The sequence below is a fragment of the Thioclava sp. F34-6 genome (assembly GCF_002213235.1).
Classification (GTDB): domain Bacteria; phylum Pseudomonadota; class Alphaproteobacteria; order Rhodobacterales; family Rhodobacteraceae; genus Thioclava; species Thioclava nitratireducens.
The window spans coordinates 517,841-538,748 of the sequence record NZ_NBOA01000003.1 but is presented as its reverse complement, the minus strand read 5'-3'; the positions used below and the strand labels follow the sequence as shown (position 1 = coordinate 538,748).

Genomic DNA, 20,908 nt, shown 5'->3' with positions numbered 1-20,908 from the left:
TCACGGCCACCAGGACCAGAGCGTCATGCGCACCCAGAGAACGATCCGCCGGGTCCAGATCCAGACGAGGCGGTGTTCCTCGACCTCGATCTTGGCGACCCCTTCCATACCGGGGCGCAGCGCGTTGATCGGCCCGTCGGTAACGGAGGCCTCGACGAGGAACTTGTTCGCCCCGGCTTCGGCATTGGAGATCGGCGTGACCCGGTCGACCTTCACTTCGATCGGGGTGTCGGGCAGCGAGGCGAGCACCAGCGCCCCGCTCTCGCCCGCCTTTACGTCCTTCACGTCGCGCTCGTCCACGCGCAGCATCACGCGGTAGTCGTTGAGCGGGGCGACCTGAAACAGCACGTCGCCGCGCCCGATCGGGGCTCCCAACGCCTGCGTCAGATCACCCGAGACCACGACCCCGTCGAAGGGCGCCTTGATCACCATCCGTCCGATTTCCTGATCGAGCAGTTCGATCTGCGCATCCGCTTGTTCGATCTGGCTTTGCAGGATCAGTGCCTTGGCGCGCTCGCGCTTGGCCATGGCTTGCGAATATTCGCGGCTCTGTTTGGATTTCTGACTTTCCCATTTCAGCCGCTCGAGCCGCAGGTCGCGATCGTCGAGCTTGGCCATCACCTCGCCCGCCTTCACGATATCGCCCGCGCGCGCATCGGCCTCGGCCAGATAGCCTTCGATGGGTGCCGAGATCGCGCGCTGGATACGGCCCTCGACCGTCGCATCGGCGGTCACGCGATACATGCCCTTGGCGAACCACGCGAAAGCCAGCAAAGCGACCAACGCAATCGCGGCCAGCTTCAGGGCCGCGTGATTGGGGCCGAACAGCGCCTTGAACGTATTGACGCTGGCATCCCATGTCTTCGCGGGTAGCCAACGATCCTCGCGGCGCTTGATCGCCAGAACCGGGCCCAGCAACACCCCCGCATATTCCGCCATCTGGATCGTGTCGCGCCCGAACGGCTCGCCCGCCGGACGTTCCAGCACCAGAGCGCCGACCAGCTTCTTGTCCTCGGTCAGCGGCACCGTGCAGAGCGTCGCCCCGCCTTCGATCTCCGACAGTGTCGCATGGGCGCGCAGCACCCGTTCGCCCCCGTCCTCGGGTGGCGGATAGCTCAGCACCGCCTGCTGATCGATTGCCTCATCCATCGCGGCTTCGATGGCGCGCACGAGGTTGGACCGCTTGCCGAAGCTCGCCGAGTTCGACAGCGCCCGCACGCGCGCATGACGCCCGCGCGTCAGGCCGATCGCGACCAGTTCGCAATTCAGCACACCCGCAAGTTCCGAGGCCACCGCGGTCGCGGCTTCGGTGAAACGGTCGTAATGCAGGCTGGTGGCGAGCAGTTCGATCACCGAGGCGAGGCTGTCGCCCGAGCCGCCCTGCTTCCGGCGCAAGAAGGCCTCGAGCCAGCCCGTGCCCCATTGCAGCTGATCAATTGCCAGGTCAGTGCGCGCGTCCGGGTTCGCGCCGATCTGGATTGCCGCTGCGCCGCGCAGATGGCCCTCCATCCGGATCGGCACCGCGATGGCCGCGCCGCCTTCGCTCAGCGTTTCGATCACCATCCGCTCGGCATGGATCGCGCCGTCCACGGCGGCCATCAATTCGCGTTTCGGTTTTGCATTCTCGGGCCAGACCCCGGCAGGCTCAAAGCGGCTCCGCCCGATCCCCGCAAGCACCACCAGCCCCTGCTCCAGACCCGTAACCTGCCGCGCCATAGCGTCGAGCCAAGCCTGCGACACATGCGACCGGTCGGTCCCCGCTTTCAGCCTGCCGAGGGTTTCGGAATCCAGAAATACCGAGCCCGTCGCCTCGCCAGAGGTTGTCCCCGCGTGTTGCTGCAAAATGGCTCCCTCAAGGGTGCTCCCCAGCGCCCTTTGTCCGTCCCTGTCCCTGACAAGGGCCGACCGAACGGCAAAATCGCCCCTTACGTTAAGTAAAGGATTAGTTCGCGATTCAAGCAAGAAAAAACGTGGCAGTTGAACGCACTGGGCGCCGCGTCAGCCTTTTGCACCGCGCGATTGTTTACCCGAATTACCGGAATTACCCCGCGCGGACGTGGTTGTTGCTGGCGCGGGATCGGTGACGGGGGCAGCGCTCGGGGCCGAGGTGGTGTCGCTGGTCGCGGTATCCTGCGCTGTGCTGGTAGTCGTCGCCGTGTCGCTTGCCGTATCGGTCGAACTATCGGGCACCGATGCAGGCGCTGGCGCGGCGGCCTCCTGCGTGGCAAGGGTCGGGTCCATCCACGCCGCCGCGTCGCTATCGTCGGCAAGCCCGAGGATATGGCCGAATTCGTGCTTGAGCGCGTCGACGAGGTTGAGCCCTTCGCTGCCGTCGAGCGACCAGCCATGCCCCGCCCCGTCCGCGTCGAGCGTTATCGCGCCCGCGGTCGTGTAGCCCAGCAGCGTGCCGTCGAGCGAGGCGATGGAAATCTGCACCGCTTCGAGCTTGGCGAGATCCTCAGCGCTCAGCCCCAGTTCCTGCGCGATCTCTTCCAGCGCCTGCGCCCGGGCCTCGGCCAGAAGGGCTTCATCGAGAACTGCGCCCTCCGGCGCGGTCGCAACCGTTTCTGCATGGAGCGCCTGCGCCGCCTCGATGGTCAGCGACCAGCTTTCCAACGTGCCGGTCTTGCGCTTCGCCCCGTCGACGATTTCCAGCGTCCAGACACCGCCCGACATCTTGCCCTCAAGCGCCGCCAGATCACCCACCGGGCGATAGGTCACGCCGTAAGGCGCGGCGGCACTGGTGATGCTCTCTCCCGCCGCATCGTCGAAGCGCGTATCGATCGCCGTACCATCAAGCGCCGCGAACAGTTCGATCCGCGTGCCATCCGGCGCGATCAGCGTGACGGTCAGATCGCTCAGCCGCTCATGGATCAGGCTGAGGGTCACGTCGAGATCGGCGATCACCACATCCGAGCCGACATAGAGGCTCTGGGTCGTGACGCCCTGATCCGCAATCGCGATCGGACCTGCGGAATTATAGTCGTAGATCAGCGAGCCGGTGTCGGGCGTGAAATAGGCCGGGTCATTCGTGGCAAGGCGCACATCGTCGAAGCTGGCCGCGTCGAAGGCCATCAGCCCGACTGCACCGTCGGCGACGGGCGCGTAGAAGGCGTGGCCCAGAATTTCGTGGCCGTTGAGCGAGAGGCTGACAGTGCTGCGGGCGAGCGTGATCTCGACCTTGTTGGAATGGCCGCCTACGATGGCGATGTCGTAGCTAGCGGTTTCCACGAAGCCGTCGCGCTGCGTGTAATAGCCGATCGAGACGCGGTCGTTGGCCGTGTCGATTATGGCGTATTTGTAGCGCCCGTCCGTGTAGCTGTCGAAGACGAAGCCCGCACGGCCGTTGGTCTCGATCTGCGCTGCAAGCCGCGTGACGGAGGTCTCCGCGATCACCAGATCGGCGAGCGCGATGGCGGGGGCTCCTGCAGGCTGAGCATCCAGCGCGCCCGCATCGATCTGCCAAGCGGCGTCAGTGGCGAAGCGATCCGCGATGCCATCAGTGAAGTCCTCGGTCTCATCAAGGGTAAATTCCGGTGGCAGCACCTGTACCGCAATATTGTCGAGCTTCGTCACCGAGTTCTGCGCGCCGAGCCCGACATAGCCCGAGTTCAGCCCGTGCGTGACGCCGTATTGATCGACCCGCGCGTCGAAGACATGGGTGAAGTATTCCTGCCCGTCGATCACCAGCGTCGCGGTCAGACCGTTGATCGCAAGGAGCAGGTTATAGGGCGTGTCGGGCTTGGCCTGCACCGGGGTCTGCTCCAGCACGATCCAGCCATCGGCGGTGCGGATACCCATCTCGAACTTGTCGGTCGAGATGTTCACGCCCGCGAATTTGAAGTCGGTCGGCGACTGGTAGTCGAAGATCAGATAGGCGTTCGACTTCAGACCCGCCGTGGGCTTGCCGCCGACGATGGTCGCCTTCATCTCGAAATAGCTGGGTAGCGCGTCGCCGATATAGAAGACCGAGACAGCATCGCCGCCGAGCGTTTCCGGGCTCACCGCAAAGGCGCCGCCCTGAACTGTCCAGATCCCGCTATCGGCTGCGAAACCCTTCGCGTCCTGACCGCCGCCATTGCCGTTGAAATCGGCCGAGCGCAGCACGTCGCGGCGACCGCCCGGGATGTTGCCCGGCTGCGGGTCATTCGGCGCGCCGGTCTGATCCTGCCACGCGTCGTCCTTCTGCATCACCAGCCCCAGCTCGCCCCACGGCTCGCCGTTGCGGTCGGCATTGTAATCGCCAGTATCGGCCGCGCGGGTGGGATCGGCGCCGTCGGAGGCCGAGAGATCGTAGAGATATTCCTGGATCTGCGGTGCCAGCGCACGGGAGATCGTGAAGGCACCGAAGGGCGCGAAGGGCACGATGTAGCTGTTGAACTCACCCACCCAGTCGATCAGGCGATCACCGCCAGTGTTGCCGATCATGATGTCGCGACCGGCACCGCCATAGACGATGTCCTCATAGCTCGACGACGTGTCGGGCGTGTCGTTCGCGCCCAGGACCGAGCCATCCGCGTCGCGGGTATGGTCGTCATCGACATCGATCAGATCGTCGCCCCAGCCGCCATAGACATGGTCGCGCCCGGTGCCACCGACGAGCCAGTCATTGCCCAGATCGCCGAAGATCACGTCATTGCCATCGCTATAGACCGGGCTGCCATCCTGTTCGAGCGTGCCGACCTGCGGCGCGCCCGGATCGGCCGGATCGAAGCTCGCGAAGAAGGTCAGACCGTCGACCGCCTCGGAGAGCGAGACGTAATGGCCAGCGGCGTCGATCACGATCACATCGCGCGGGTTGTATTCGTCATAGGCCGCGAACTCGCCCGCGTAGAAGGCGTTGTAGCCCAGCGCATTTCCTTGCGTGACCGTCGGATCGGCGGACCAGAACGGAACAGTGTAATCCGAGCGGACCAGCACGCCGGCCGCACCCGGCGCCAGCGCGTCGTTCGGATAGGCGAGATACCAGGCCTCGGCCAGCGCCTCAGCGCCCGAGACCAGATCGTCGCCCGCGCCGCCATGCAGGAAGTCGTCGCCCAGACCGCCATAGATGATGTCGTCCGCATAGGCCGGATCGAGCAACGGATCGTCGGTTTCGCCATCGGCGGTCAGGAAGAAGGGCGTGAGGTTCACGGTCTTCTTCAGCGCGCCCTGAACGTTGATATCGGCCTGCTGGATTTTACCCGGGGTCGAGATCGTCTCCTTGCTGACACTTGCGATCGCGTAAAGCGGCTCGTCGTAGCTCGAGGAATTGCGCGAGGTCCAGATGCGACCGTCGTCGCCCAGCACGCCGTCCTGACCGGTGCCGCCCGAGATCCAGTCGTGGCCCCAGCCGCCGATCAGATCGTCGTCCTGACCTTCGCCATAGAGCACGTCATTGCCGGTCATGCCGTAGATCGCGTCGTCGCCGCCCTCGCCGTGGATTTCATCCGCGCCGCCATTGTCGGCCAGCGCAGCCGCGCCCCAGACATCCGGGCCGCCGGTGTGATAGTCGAGCAGCTCGACCGCACGCACCACCAGCCATGCGTCGGCGTGATCCGCGCCGCCGACCGCGATACCCGAGGCCCGCGCCGGATCGAGCGTGTCGTAGTTGAAGCCGAGGAAGCCGTTCGCACCGACCAGACGCAGGATGCGACCGTTGTCGCCAAGGATCACATCCGCGTCGCTGGCATGGGCGTTGGCACCGCTCTGACCATAGTCGTTGCGGCTCAGCGTCACCGGATCGCCCTGCCCGCCGAAGAGCATATCGGCACCGTCGGGACGGAAGGCCTCGGTAACATTCGCGGTCGCCAGCAGATCGAGGCTGAAGCCGTCACCGGTCGCGCGCGCGTCATGGATGTAGAGATCCGAGGAACCGCCGATGATATCGTCCTGCCCCAGCCCGCCGAAGACGATGTCGTTGCCGCCATTGGCCTCGATATAGTCGTCGCCGTCGCGTGCGGCATTAATGCTGCGGGTCGGGTTCACGCTGAGCGTGCCATCGGCAAGGCGCGTGGCGTAGCCGTTGTCGGTCGCGTCATAGGCGGTGTCATTCGGCAGCAGCCCACGGAACGTGGCCGAGCCGTCGCCCTGGATCGCATCGTCGCCGAGCTGGCCGAAGATCACATCGTCATCCGCACCGCCTGCGAGGTAATCCGCGCCGTAGAGATCGGTCCGGTTGGCCTCGGTCGCGTCGGTGTGATCGAAGAGGGCGATCAGCCGCTCTTCCACGCCGGTCGGGTTGGTCTGGGCCGCATCGCCCGCATTCGAGCCGGTGCCGTCATCGGCAGCGTCATAGATCGTCAGCGTGCCATCGGCGAGCATCCGGAAGCGCAGGCTCTCGGCCGCGTCGGTGCGGATCACGATGCCATTGTCACCAAGGATCACGTCATTGTCGGTCGCATTCGGGTCGAGCGCCTGCGCATCCAGATCGAACCAGGCGCTGATCACCGGGCGATCCTCGAACAGTACCGCGCCGTTGCCGTCGATACGGTCCGCGCCGTCATCGCCGCCCGGACGATTATGGCCGCCGATCAGATCGTCGTCGCCATTGCCGCCATAGATCACATCAGCGCCCTGCTGGCCCAGCACGATATCAGCGCCATCCTCGGCGAAGATCATGTCGCGCCCGCCGCCGTCGTTCTCGGTCCGCAGGATCGAGTAGAAGTCGAACTGCGTGGTGAGCTCGGTCAGGTTCAGCGGCAGCAGGTCGGCATCCACGCCGCCACCCGGCTGCGCGACGATCCGACCGTGATCGCCGAAGACCAGATCATTGCCCGCACCCGCGAAGATCGTGTCATCCGCCGTACCGCCGATGATGAAGTCGCGTCCCGCGCCGGTAGCGATCAGATCGTTGCCGCCGATCATCGCGCCGGTTTCGGCATAGCGATCCTCGGTGGTCGCGATCTCGTCGATATCGGAGGCGTCTCCATCGAGGCCGACCCAGTCGATGAAGCCGGTATCGCCGATCACGATATTGCCCGCGTCATGCAGCGTGGCGTCGGTGTCGGTTGCGGCGTAGACCTCACCGACCTTCACGTTGATCGCGTCGCCGCCAGCTCCGCCCAGCACGATGTCATAGCCGATGCCTGCAAGGATCACGTCATCGCCGCCGATCTCGGGCGCGGTCGTCTCGATCAGGCCCAGCGTGATCGGCTGCGTACCGAAGCGCGGCGCGTCATCCGTGGCGGCCACGATCCGGCCGTTGTCGCCCAGCACGATATTTTCGCCCTGCCCCGCGTCGACATAGTCGCCCGAAATCTCTTCGCCTTCGACGAGGATCGTCGCGGCGATGGTTTCGCGGTCGCGCGAGCGGGTGCCGTCGATCAGCGCGTCGATGATCGTCTCGCCATCTTCACCGGCGAGCACGATATCGTCGCCCAGGCCCGTCACGATCCGATCGGAGCCGCCATAGGTCTCGGCGGTGGTGGCGATTTCGTCGATATCGGTGCGGTCGCCGTCAGCCGAAACGTAGTCGACAAACCCGCTGTCACCGATCACGATATCCGTACCGCTGTCGGTTGCGCCGTCGGTGGTGATCGTGTCGCCATTGACGCCGCCCAGGACGATATCGTCGCCGCCAAGCGTGGTGATCGTGTCCGCACCGCCGATGGTCGGGTCGATCGTGTAGATCAGCGTGGGCGCGACATCGGTACCGTCATTGACGTGATCCGGGCCGCCCGAGCCAAGCTTCAGCGCATAGCCCGTGCCATCCGCGGTGAGATAGTCGATCCGACCGCGATCGCCGAAGACGATGTCATTCGCCAGACCCGAGGTGATGCGGTCATCGCCCTGACCGCCGAAGATGATCAACGGCAGCGTGCTGAGCGCTGCATCGGCGACATCGTCATCGGCGAATTCCAGATAGTCGCGGGCATAGCCCCAATCGGGCACATAATTCGCGTCATGCGGACCTTGGGTGTTGAGCACGAAGGCCCCGTCCTCGCTCGCCTGCAGATCCACGGTCACATCGTCATTGCCCAGACCGGTGTTCAGAACCGTCAGCTCGCGGCCGCCTTCAATGTCACGCGCATGGGTGCCGTCGATGGCGATCGCATCGGCGCCGAAGCCGGTCCAGTAGGTGATGCCACCCAGGAAGTTGCCCGCCGCATCCGCGCCATAGGTGATCGGCGCGGGCGCGATACCGACGACGAAGATCTCGTTGACGCTCGACAGCTCGGTATCGTCGCCCCATGCGGCGGCAGCGGTCAGCGCGGCATCGCGATCATCGGTGATTTCAGCGCGCAGATCGGTCGTGCCGTCGCCCTGCACCGTCGCCTCGTCCGAGATCATCAGCTTGTGGCGGCCGGTGCCCGCTTCGATGTTGAGCATGCCTTCGATGTTCAGCAGATGGCCGGTCAGGAAGGTCGTGTCGGTGTCGAGCCCGAAGCCCGCCTCGGAGGAGACATAGATCCGCTCGTCGCCTGCACCGAGGTTCAGCGTGGTATGGGCGGTGGTGCCGCGCACGTTGATCACGTCATTGCCTGCACCCATCCCGATCTCGAGATATTCGACGCCGTAGTAATCGACACCATCCATCCGGGTCTCGAGCGTGGCCAGATCGGTCTGGATCCCCAGCGGGCCGAGCAGATAGTCGAGCGCCGGATCGCCGCCATTGACCACGACCGAAATCCGCTCGCCCGAGCGCAAGGTGATGACAAGCACCGTGCCCTCGACATGGGCGATGATGTTCGGGCCCTGCGCATCCATGATCTGAGCCGCCAGTGCCGCAGCCACATCCCCCGCCGTATCCCCGACGAGCGCGGTATAGGCGAAGGAGGACAGTGCGAAGTCGCCCGGGAAGGCATCGTCGAACAGCGGCGTCGCGAGATCGGTCAGATCGATGGTGAAGGTGTCGCCCGCGCTCGGCTCGGCGATATCGATGCGCGCCTCCAGCACGTCGCCCGTCAGACCGCGCGTATCGACAGCCTCGACCGTGGTCTGGGCCAGCGCGCCTTGGAAGGTCAGGTAGATCGTGTCGCCGAAGCGATCGACCGCGAAGTTCTTGGTATAGGGCAGGAACGGACGGCTGTTATTCGGGTTCAGGATCGGCTCGAGGATCGCGGCGATCTCTTCGGCCGTCGCGTCATAGGCGATCGGGTCGGAGATCCGCAGATCCATGTTGCCAAGCACATCCGGCACGATGAAGGCCAGCGTGAAGGTCCCGCCCTCGGCGGCGATGGTGATCGCCTGCATCTGGTTCAGGCCCGGATCGGTGGTGCCCTTGATGACTTCGGTGACCTCGATATTGGCGGTGGTGTTCGCATCGCTGGTGATCCCGCTCGCATCGACGATCAGGTCGGGCAGATCAACGCCCCCGGTCGGGCCGCCGAAGATGACGGTGTAGATATAGCCGCTATCGGTCGCCTCTACGCTGACCTCCGCATCGGTGCCGTAATCGGCAAAGACCGTGTCGATCGCCGCTTTCATCGCCGCGGCATCCGCATCGAAGGCCACCGTGACCGGCGTTCCATCCGGCAGAGCCAGCGTGAAGCTGCCGCCGGTGCCGCGGGTCTCGATCTGGATACGCTCGGCCACCGAGGGCATATCGAGCCCGGCCACGCGCGCGCCGTCCAGCACGAGGACGTTGTCGTTCAGGTCGGCGCTGTCATCGAGGAACAGACGGTCATTCTCGCCCGCGCCCATGTCGACGATCAGCAGGCCGGTGATCTGGTCGACCACGCCCTGATCGGAGCCGATATAGACCTGATCGTCGCCATTGCCGGTGCGGATGATCGTGTGACCGGCAGTGGTCTTCACATAGATCACGTCATTGCCGTCGGCGCTGTCGATGATGGTCTTGCCGCGATGGGTGCTTTCGACCGTGAAGGTATCCACATTGCGACCCAGACGGATGTCGACAACTTCGAGGCCGGTATAGCTGACGCCGCCCGCGATCAGCTCGCCGCCGATATAGGTGTCGCCGCCCATTCCCAGACCCGAGAGATGGTTCTCGGTCAGCACGCCGCTGTCGATGGTCGGGCTCTCGTTGTTGAAGACGGTGAGCGTGTCGATCTGCTCGGCCTCGTCCACGCGCAGGTTCGGATTGACAGGCGCATAGGTGATGAGCGCGCCCGGATCGGTGTCGAACCCTTCGGGCGGCGTACTCTCCAGCACCATCTGGCTGCCCGATACGACCGGCGCATAGACCGAGGAAATCCGCGCCGCCAACCCTTGGGTGACCGAGCCGAAGCTGCCATCGGCAGTGACCGAAGCCGGCGTGGCCGCGCCGATGATCGTCAGCGCCCAGCTCGCGCCGCTCATCGGCGGTTGGATCAGGTGGAACGCAGCCGTGGTCCAGTGGATATTCGCGTCGTTGTAGAGGCTCTGCACCGGCGCGCCGCCGATGGTCGAGGTCAGGCCCGCATAGGTGGTGACCGCGATATCGAAGGCGGCCGCATCGGCGCGCTTCACATGCAGGCGGGTCTCGCCCAGCAGGTTGACCGTCGCCACCGCTTCATATTCGGCCGAAGCGTCGATCAGAGCGGCCAGTTCGCGCAGCACGATCGAGCGATAGGCGTGCTCCGTGTCCGGCGTGTAGCTGAAGTCGGTGCCGTCGAGCGTCACGGTCACGGTTTCGAAGGCGGTCACGTCGCCCGCCAGATCGACCGAAGCCGTCAGCCAGTCGATCAGCGAAAGATCGCTTTGATCGGGGGTGCCGAAGAACCAGACATAGCCCTCTTCGACCGCATCCTGCGTGCCGACCATCAGCGAGAGCGTCATGCCCGCATCGTTGACGAGCGAGAGGATGTCTTCCGAGACGCTCGCGATATCGACACGGCCGCTCAGCGTGCCATCGGGATCGATGGTCGCGATGTCGTAGATCGTGGCGGTGTCGTTGATGCGCGGATCGAAGCCCGGACGCTCGCCGTAATCGCCGTTCACATGGGTCAGCTCTTCGGGATCGATGGTGATCACCGTGCCGCCATCGGTCACCGTCCCGGTCACGCCATCGGCCAGCGGAATGTTCGTCTCGCCCGGCAGCAGCACCGGCACGCGCAGCGAGACGTCGGTATCGCTCTCGCCGCCGATGATCGAGACCGGGCCGCGGATCGAGTTCACGCGGTCGTTGAAGGCGCCGAAGACCTGCGCATCGCCGCCATCGACGATCGTATCGTCGAGCGCCAGCACGGTGACCTTCTGCGGGATCATCCAGTTGGCCGCATCGAACTCGACGAACTGACGCGCCGCGATCTCGCCCGCCTTCTGGCCGCTGACCGAGGCGGAGGCTGCGTAATCCGCCGCCGGATCGGCCAGCTCGCGGATCGAGATCACGCGACCATCTACGATCACCTCATAGGCGCGCGGATCGCCATTCGCGGTGGCCGCATCATTCGCGAGATTGATCTGCGCACCCAGCGCGGCAGCGATGTTCGACAGCGACTGATCCGCGCTCACCGTGTGGGAGAAGCTCTGGCCGTCGAAGTTGACCGTCCAGACCTCGCCCGCCGTGGGCACGCCCATCATCTCGAATTCGAGGACATTGGCGAAGTTGAAGTCCTGCACGGTGCGGGTGTCGATTCTGCCCTGGCTGTCGCCCGCGATGCCGACCTCGACGAAGAAGCGGGTGAAGCTCGCGCTGGCATCGACCGAGATTTCGATCGCGCCGTCGGCGGTCAGCGTGGCGTTGTAGCCGGAGACCCTATTGATCGCGGCGATCAGGCCCGCAGCAACCGCATCCAGATCGTCGCCCGCCTGAACCGTGTAGCCGACCGTCTGGGCACCTGCGCGGAGCGCCACATCGTCGAAGAGCGTGACCTGCCAGGTCTCACCCTCGACCGCTTCGCCTGCCAGCGACAGCGCGGCGAGCGGGGCTGCGACCTGAACCTGCACAAGTTCGTTCTCTCCGAAGTTCGCATCCGCATTGAACGCCTCTTGCGAATTGTAGGTGCGGGTCGGCAGCGGGGTGACATCGACGCGGACCGTGTTGTTGCCGCTCAGCGCACCGGTCAACACGACCGAGAAGCTGTCCACGACTTGCACATCGCCCGGCGCACGCTCGGCCAGATCGGTCGAACCGCCCGTCTGGATGATCTCCACCGTCGGCGCGTCGTCATCGAGCACGGTGACATCGAGCGGCGCGGGCGCGAGATTGTCGCCGTTGCGGCCCACGACGTAGCTGTAGGGCGTGAATTGCTGCGCGAGTTCGGCATTGGTGATGTTGGTCCCGATCTCATAGGCGAGGCTCGTGCCCTCGGGGATGACGATCGGGGTCAGCGGCGCCGCGAAGGCGATGCGGGCAAGCTGCCAATGCGTCTTCGACTTAACCGCGTCCACGCTGACATAATCGCCGCCGATCGTGGTGCTCGCCGCGTCGGGGCTCGACTTGCGCAGCACTTCGATAGAGAAAGCCTCGATGCCCCCCGCGCCCGGGGTGCGGAAGATGAAAATCTCGCCCGGATCGTAGCTCGGCGGCGTCAGGCTGGCGTCGCTCGCGATCGCGATCGAGGCATCTTCGCTGTCGAGCGGCAGCAGCGAGAAGGCCGTGGACGAGGTCAGCGTGATCGCGCCATTGGCATCGACCACCGCCGTGATCCCGAGATTGGCCGCGTTGATTAGCGCCGCCAGCTCGTCGGAGATGCCCGCGATGCCGCCCAGCTCGTCGCCCGATTGCGAGGTGTAGCTTATGAGCTGCCCGTCGACGAGGATGGTCCAAGTCTTCGAGCCGCTGGTCGGGCTATAGATCGCGCCTTCGACCGAGGGCAGCAGCGTCGCTTGCAGATAGCCCGCCGAGGCCGAGTAATCGGCACCCGCGAACTGCGCGACCAGCTTGTTGACGATGTCGCTCATGGTGTCGCCGAATTCGGCGGTTGCCTGCACCTGCAGACCGTCGAGCTTGATGATCCAGGTCGCGCCATCGACCAGCGTGCCATCGGCGGCCAGCGTACCGTCCGCCATCGACGCGCCAAGGCGGAAGGCCACGATGTCGTATGCGCGCTTGCTGCTGGCCGCATCGACGCTCAACTCATCGCTCGAGAACTCGAACGCGTCGCCCGAGATCGAGACATAGATGTCGCCGGTGGGTGTGAAGAGGTAGCCGGAGGCGGGATCGCTGGTTTCGATCAGCAGCTTGAAGGAGACGCCATCCGCCGCCGAAATGCTGCGCGTGGCACCCGTGCCCGTCATCGCCGCAGCCTGCTCGGCGTCGGCATTCACCAGCGTCGCGAAGGCATCTGCGATATCCGCAGCGGTCGCGGTATGATCGAGGCGTGCATCGACCACGATCGTGCCTTCGGTGACGGTCGAGAGGTCGGCCACCACTTCGCCGATTCCGACGCCGACCACGTAGTCGATCCCGCCCAGCGTGAGCGTGTAGATCTCGGACACCGCGGTATTCGGGCGCAGGATCGTCAGATCGGCAGCGGTGTAGAGCACCTCGGCGCTGCGCGGCTGGCTGATATCGCGGTTGATGTTCGCCGCGACCCCACCGGCCACGTCCGCATAGGTCGCACCAAGGAAGGCGTCGCGCGTATCTTCGAAGATCGAGGGCTGGATGCGAGCGTAATGCACGCCCTCATCGGCGCTATCGTTCACCGCCTCGATCGTCACGAATTTCGCGGTGTTCCAGTCGGAGCCGTCGAAGTTCACGACATTCGAGGACAGCGTCACGTTGCCATCGACCGCGAAGTTCACCTGCACCGGGCCGGTCGGCGCGCGGCTCAGCATCACGGCAAAGCCGTCATTTGCGGCAAGCGCCGCGGCCTCGGCCACGATCGTATCGCCCGCGAGATCGATGGCCGAGGAGTTGTCGACCGGGAAGATCAGCAGCTCGGCCACTTCGTCGTCGATCACATCGACCAGCATGTTCGGCACGGCCAGATTGTCGAAGCCGGTATCGTCGGCGCGGCTGTCGCCCTCGGTCACGGTATGGCGCAGCTGGACAATGCCGCGACCCTCGGCCACCAGATCGTTGATCGCGGTGACGGTCACGTATTGCGGCGTATCCCAGTTGGCCGCCGTGAAGTGCAGCACCGTACCCGAGGCCGAGCCGTTGACCAGCACGCCCTCGGCGCCCGCGGCCACATCGCCCTCGGTGCCCAGCGTCGGCGAGATCGTGATGTAGACGTCTTCGTCCGGCGCGCGCGACAATGCGATCGCGTAGCGGGTGACCGACATGGTCGGATCGGCGGTTGCGGCCTCGAAGACGCGCAGCACACTGGAGCCCGCCTCGCCATCGGCGTTAAAGAAGACCAGATCGGGCGCATCATTGTCCTTGATCTGCGAAACCGGATCCTGCGCCCAGATCGCCTGGTAGCGCGGATCGGTGCTGTCGACCGTGGTCTGGATCAGGCCGCTATGGCCGTTGAGACCGTTCGACACGACGGTGATCGCGCCGCCCTCGGTGACACCGTCGAGATCCGAGCCGCCAAGGTTCACGCTATCCGAGCCCAGACCGCCCACGATCTCCAGCAGCACGCCCTCGGAGGTGCTCTCGATGAAGAAGGTGTCGTTGCCCTGCAGCGCATCGACCACCAGCTTCTCCATACCCGTGTAGGAGATGAACAGCCCGCCGCCATAGACGCCATTCTTGGTGATGACGTAGTCGTCGCCCATCTCGGTGCCGATCACGGTCATCGTGTCGAAGCCGTCGCCGCCATCGATGCGGACCGGCGCGTTCACCGCGTATTGGATGAAGTCGGCACCCTGCCCGCCGTTGATGTTGGTGAAGGGCGCGGCCGGGTCGTTCGGGTCGACGCGGACGAAGGAGCGGACCTGGAACGTGTCGTCGTCAGCCTCGCCATAGAGGAACAGCTCGGCCTTGTTCGAATAGACGGTGAAGCTGTCCTCGCCGTCGCCGCCACGGATCGTGGTATCGAAGCTGACGCCGTTCGACAGGAAGCCGACTGTGACCTGCGTGGTCTCGTAATAGTCGATGCCGCTCAGGCCGTTATAGGGGTTCTGCTCGTCGCGGAAGGAGGCGAAGAGCTGGCCGATCTGGAACGTGTCGTCGCCCGCATCGCCGAAGGCCTGAACGCCCGCGAGCGTGTCGTCGAAGACGAAGAGGTCATTGCCCGCGCGCCCGAAGACCCGCAGATCGGCGTCGATGGCGGAGTTGTATTCCACCCGCTCGACCACGGTCTTGAGTATCGTGCCATCCTCGGCGATCGGCAGCGCCGCGACCACGCCTACATCGAGGTCATGATTGGCGCGGAACAGGAACAGGTCGCGCCCGTCGGTGCCGCGGATTTCGGCGCGGTCGATGCCGTCGAAGGCAGTGCCGGTGTCGAGGATGCGGATCGTGGAGTTGCCCGCGCTCGCCAGACCGATGTCATATAGATCGCTGCCCGCCTGACCGTCGATGTCCAGCTCGAACCCGTCGATGCCGTTTAGGAAGGTCTGGGTGCCGTCGGCGTAGTAGTTGACCTGCACCAGATCGTTGCCCGCCCCGAGGTTGAGGAAGGTGCGGCCCGAGATCTTCTCGATGGTGATCGCATCCGAGGTGGCATCGCCGGTCGCGGTCTCGTCGCCGGTGTTCAGCGTGGTGATGCCCGCATGGGTATCCGAGACGTGGAAGCCGTTATTGCCGTTGCTGAGCGACAGCTCCAGTTCCTCGAAGCCCGCATAGACCACGCCCAGCGTCATGCCGAGGCCGACGATCTCGGTGCCGCTCAGATAGCCGCCCTGATCGGGCAGCGTATCGCCCGCATCGGACACGATCAGCGTGTCGCCGTGGTTCACGATGGTGCCGTCGACCGTGTAGGTGACCGGATCATTCGCGCCCGCATCGATCGTCAGGTAGCCGAAGAGGATCGCGTTCAGCGTGCCGTCATTGGCCAGCGGCGTGTCGGGATCGTCATCGGTGACGGTGACCGCATCGTCGCCCGCGCCGGAGTCGATCGTGGTCGGGCCGTTGATCGCGAAGACCTTGATGATATCGGCGCCGTCGCGGGTCTCGAGCGTGGTCACGTCGCGCTTGCCGGTCGACTTGAGGGTGACGTCGTTCACGCCGTCGCCCAGATCGACATTGACGTTTTCGAGCGCGATGTAGCGGATGCCCGCGGTCGCAGCGGTGAAGCCATCCACGAAGATGAAGCCCTCGACCGCGGTGCGATCTTCCAGCCCGATCACCCCGGTGGTCGCGCCGGTATTGCCGCTGTCGTCGATGTTGAGCGTGTCATTGCCCCGATCGGCGAGTATCGCACCGCTATAGGTGTCAAAGGCGTCGATCTGGATCAGCGCGGCGATCCCCGAGAGCGTGCCGCCCAGCGGGGCCGTGCCCGGCTCGGACGAGGCTGCGGAGCCGAGGTTGATCACGTCGTCGCCGATGCCACTGTTGATGTAGATCGGCAGATCGGTCGCGGTGACGGCGATCACGTCGGACCCCTCGCGGGTATCCACCTCGATCACGCTGAGATTGCTGTGATCGATACTGACAGCCGCCGCGCCCAGCACCTTGTTCGCCGCGTTGGTGTAGCGCGACACGGTCATCAGGCCCACCGACAGCGCGACGTAGTCGTCCCCCTGCGAGCCCAGATAGACCAGCTTGTCGGCGTCGGTGGTGCTGCTGTCCGTAATATGGACGGTGAAGCCCGAACCGAGCGGGGCCGCGATGATGTAATGCTCCAGATCGCCGCTCGCATCCGACCCCTTGTTGTCGAGCGTCACTGTGCCGTTGAAGGCGCTGACGCCGATGGCCAGACCGCCCACAGTGACCGAACCGCTTAGGTCGTTGACGACGAAGGTGTTGTTGACGCCGTCGCCGCCGGTCAGATCGACCGCCTCGAAGATGCCGTTCAGACGCTCGACGGTGGTCTGACCCGCACCGAGGCCCGAGGTGCTCCACAGATCGGCGTCGCCCGGCACCATCGCGCCATCGGTCGTACCCTCCGCATAGGCCGTGGAGCCATCCGCCTGGAAGACTTTGCCCACCAGGAACAGGTTCTCGTAGAGGCCCATATCCTCGCCCGCGAAGACCTCGATCAGCGTGTCGGTCTCGTTCGCCTCGTCGGTGTCGCGGAAGATGTCGAGCCCATCGCCGCCGGTCATGGTGTCCGAGCCCTCGCCGCCATCGATCACATCATTGAAGATCGAGCCGATGATCCGGTCATTGCCGCCCTGCCCTTCCAGCGTCAGCGCGATCAGGTCATGGGTCAGTGGCGTCGCATTGGCCGGGTCGCCCGCTTCGACGGCCGGGCCCGCGGTAATCTTGTCATTGCCGCCCGCCGCCGAAATCCGCAGCGTGTCGCCCTTGGCGCGGATCGTGTCGTCGAAAGTGACGGTCACGGTGCCGGTCGACCAGGCGGCGACGAGGATGAATTCCTGATCGGCCACCGCACCCGCCTTCAGCGTGAAGGTATCGGCGCCACCGGTACCGTTGAAGATCACCGCATCGGCCACACCGTCGCTCGCACCGTCGATCTCGGCCACATCCGTCGAGGGATCGGCGGATTCCACGACCAGATCGTCGTCGATGCGCATCGTGTTCAGATCGGTCTGGCCAAGGGGGTTGACCGTCAGCGTATCCGTGCCGCCAAGCAGATGGATGATCAGCCCCTCGACACCGTCGGCCTCAAACCCGCTGCCATCAGCGTCGAGCGCCTGCAGGATGCCGGAGTTGGCGGGCTTCTGGCCGACCGTGACCGTGTCGGGGTTGGCCGTGCCGTAAAGCAGTATTGTATCGGTGCCCCCGCCGCCGTCGATCACCTCGATGCCATCGGAGGCGAGATTGCGGAAGATGCGGTCATTACCAGTGCCGCCGTTGATCGTGTTCGCGCCGCCGCGACCATCGATCTCGTCCGCGCCGCCCTCGCCATCGATCACATCCGCTGCCGCGCCACCGATCAGGCGGTCCGCGCCGGTGCCGCCGTAGATCGTAGCGACGCCCGTGCCGTTCTGCAGCACCACGTCATCGCCACCGAGCGCGTAGATCGTGATCGGCATCAGCGCATCCGAGACGATCCGGTCATTCGCGCCCGAGCCGTAGATGATCGAGCCAGCCGCGACGCCGCTGCCGATGCTGATCTGATCGCCCAGATCGCCCGCAGTGCCGCCTTCGGAGGCCGAGTTGATCGTAACCTGACCGTCGCCCTCGTAGGCCACGGTATCGACACCCGCGCCGCCCACGAAGAGGATCGGCACGGCGACGCCGTCGCGCACGACCAGCAGGTCGTCGCCGGATCCGCCATAGCCGCGGATTTCATGGACGTGCTCAAAGACCTGCTCGCGGCCCGAATAGATCACGCGGATCGTCTGCGCGCCGTTCACGACCGGGGTGACGGCCTCGATGATATAGGTCTCGCCCGCCGTCGCTTCGCCGATGCCGCGCTTGGTATTCGCGTCGCCCATGTTCAGCACGAGGATCGTGGAGGTGTCATCCCAATCCTTGTAGGTGCCCGAATTGGTGTCGCCGTTCAGATCCCCCGCGAGATAGATCGGGGTCGGGAATTCGACATAGCCGACGGTGAAGGACATGCTTACCGAGACCTTCACGAAGAGCACCTTCACGCTCGCGCTGGCCGAGATCACGATCGGCACGCGGCCGGTGCCGGTCGCGGTGGCCGAGAAGCTGATCGAAACCGTGGCCCAGCTGATGTTGAAGGCGCGTAGCGAAACCGAGGCCGAGCCCGACACACCGAGCTTGTAGACGTCCGCCGCATCGTCGAAGAGGTAATAGACCCGGATCGAGAAGTTGCCCGTCAGGCCGAAGCTGTTCGAGCCCAGCACGAGGCGACCGCTCAGCGAGAGGTCGAAATAGCCATCAGAGTTAAACCAGCCGTTCACGCTCATCGTGGCGAGGCCGAAGAAGTCCATGCTGGCATAGAAGTCCACGCGCCAGTCGTTCTGCACCACTTCGATCCGGAAGCCCGCGTCGAACTTGAGGACCTTCAGGAACTCGACCTTACCGCTGAGATCGAGCACGAAACTGTTCGCCTGCAGCACTCGGCCCGAGATCGTCACGTCGCGGCCGACCGTGTTGAGCATCAGCTTGCCGTTGGCTTCGATGTCGATCACCAGCGCGATATTGGCGTTGATGCTGACATCTAGGAGCAACGCGAGACCGTCGAGCTCGCCAGTGCTGGAGTTGAAGAACAGCACCGCGCCACCCGCCGCCGAGACGTTGAGGCCCGCAAGACCGAAGGTCACGTCGAACTCGACGCGGAACTCGCTCGCGTTGAGGCCGATATAGACGCGGCCCGAGGCGGTCGCGAGATCGATGAAGTTGACCGAGCCGACGATCTCGAGGCTGAAGCCCGAAGCGACGGTGACCGAGATCGTGCTCTCCTGACCGCTTGTATTGATGGTCGGGATCTCGAGGGTGCGCGCGCTGGAGAAGGTGTTGAGCTGGAAGGTCGCGTCGCCAGTCACGGTGATGACGCCCGCGAGGTCGAGGTTGAGATCGATCTCGGCATAGATCACCAGCCCGCCATCCGCGATCACGAGACCGCCGGTCAGACCGAACTCGGCCACGCCCACTAGCCGCGCCTGCACATCCAGCGTCGCGACCAGTTCGAAATCGGGTGCGGTGCCGATGCGGAAGGTGAAGACGCCCGTCAGTTCGATCACATCCGAGACGACCAGCGTGCCGGTGACCTTCAGGAACAGCCCGTTCTCGACCGAAATCGTGCCGTAATAGAAGGTGCCATCCGTGTTGGCGGTCGCGTCGCCCGCAAGAACCAGAGCGTCATATTCGCCCTGCGTGACGATCGTGTAGCGATCTTGCGTCGTCGCGTAGGTGTTGAATTCGAGCATGATCGAGAGCGACCCGCCAAGGCTGACGCCCGGAAGCTCCAGCCCGCCGACCAGCGACAGCTGCGCCCGCCCGACCACGCCCGGATCGCTCGCGCCGATATTCGCCTCGAGATAGAGCATCCCCTCGACCGCGCCGAAGTTCTCGATCCGGCCGGAGACCGTCCCCTGGATCGTCACGGAGTCTCCGGTGCCCGTCACCGACAGGAAGCCGTTCAGCGTCACCGTATCGAAGAGCGTCACCGAGCCGCTGATCTGGACCACGAAATAGGCGCCCGCGGATTTCGTCGTATCCGGCTCGTTCTGGCCCAGGATCGGCGGACGGTCGAAAATCTCGAAGGTCGTCGGCACGTTCGCGGGCAGGAACGGCACGAGCGCGTCGGGCACATCGAAGACCTGGTTGATGCCGGTGGTGTTGAAGAGCACGATCACCTCGGCCTCGAAACGGAAGATATCCGCCGCGATATTACCGAAGCTGCCGGCATTGTTCGCCGCGTCCGTGTTCTCGCCGCCGGCATCGCCCACGCTCACCTCGAGCGACAGGCTGCCCGCGACACCGAAGGCGCTGCCCGGGGCGGTGCCGAAGTCGATGATCAGCAGACCGACCGCCTGACCCGAAATCACGTTGAAGACGTTGGCGCTTGCCGCGACGAAGACCTCGACCCGGTCTTGCGAAATCTTCAGGTAGAAGGCGCCGGTCAGCTCGGCATAGACGTTGACGCCCGTGTCGACATCCGGGTCGTTCGCGTTCTGATCGGTCAGCTTGATCGCGCCGCCGATATAGAAGACGACCGAGTTGCGCGACAACTCGTAGGTCTGGTCTTCGGAATGCAGCGTCGCGGTGCCGTCGAGGCTTTCGATGAAGTAGATCGACCCGCCATCGGTGATCCGCCAGCGCGACTGGGTGTTCAGTTCGCGCACCAGTTCGATCTTGGCTTCCGAGCTGAGCGTGACGCCGAACTGGGCGAAGGTCGTGCGCACTTCCGTGCTTACCGCCTGCTTCTGGTAGAAGCCTTCGTTGGCCTGACTCGGCAGCGCGCCGAGATCCGCCACGGCCACCGTGTCATCACCGCCAGCGGTGCGCTCAAGCTGATCGCCGAGGATGCCTTCGAGCGACAGGGTCTCGACCTTGTCCTCGCCCGACATGTTGATCATCAGGGTCGCGTTGCCCTTGATCCAGACGCCGTATTCGTTGAGCGCTTCGAAGTTCGGCTGGATGGTGGCCACGCCCCAGAACTGCGGC

The 20,908-nt window shown here is 64.8% G+C and carries 2 protein-coding genes (1 of these 2 only partly in view); both read right to left on the bottom strand.

The features are described 5' to 3' along the window. Nucleotides 1-1,842, bottom strand: a complete 1,842-nt coding sequence (locus B6V72_RS08540) for an HlyD family efflux transporter periplasmic adaptor subunit (RefSeq protein WP_088721866.1) — start codon at nucleotides 1,840-1,842, stop codon at nucleotides 1-3. A gap of 156 nt (nucleotides 1,843-1,998) precedes the next feature. After that, a protein-coding gene (locus B6V72_RS08535) for a matrixin family metalloprotease (RefSeq protein ID WP_146696184.1) crosses the window boundary here: on the bottom strand, nucleotides 1,999-20,908 show its end. 19,346 nt of this gene lie beyond the right edge of the window; only the last 18,910 of its 38,256 coding nucleotides appear in the window; its start codon lies off the right edge, out of view; its stop codon occupies nucleotides 1,999-2,001.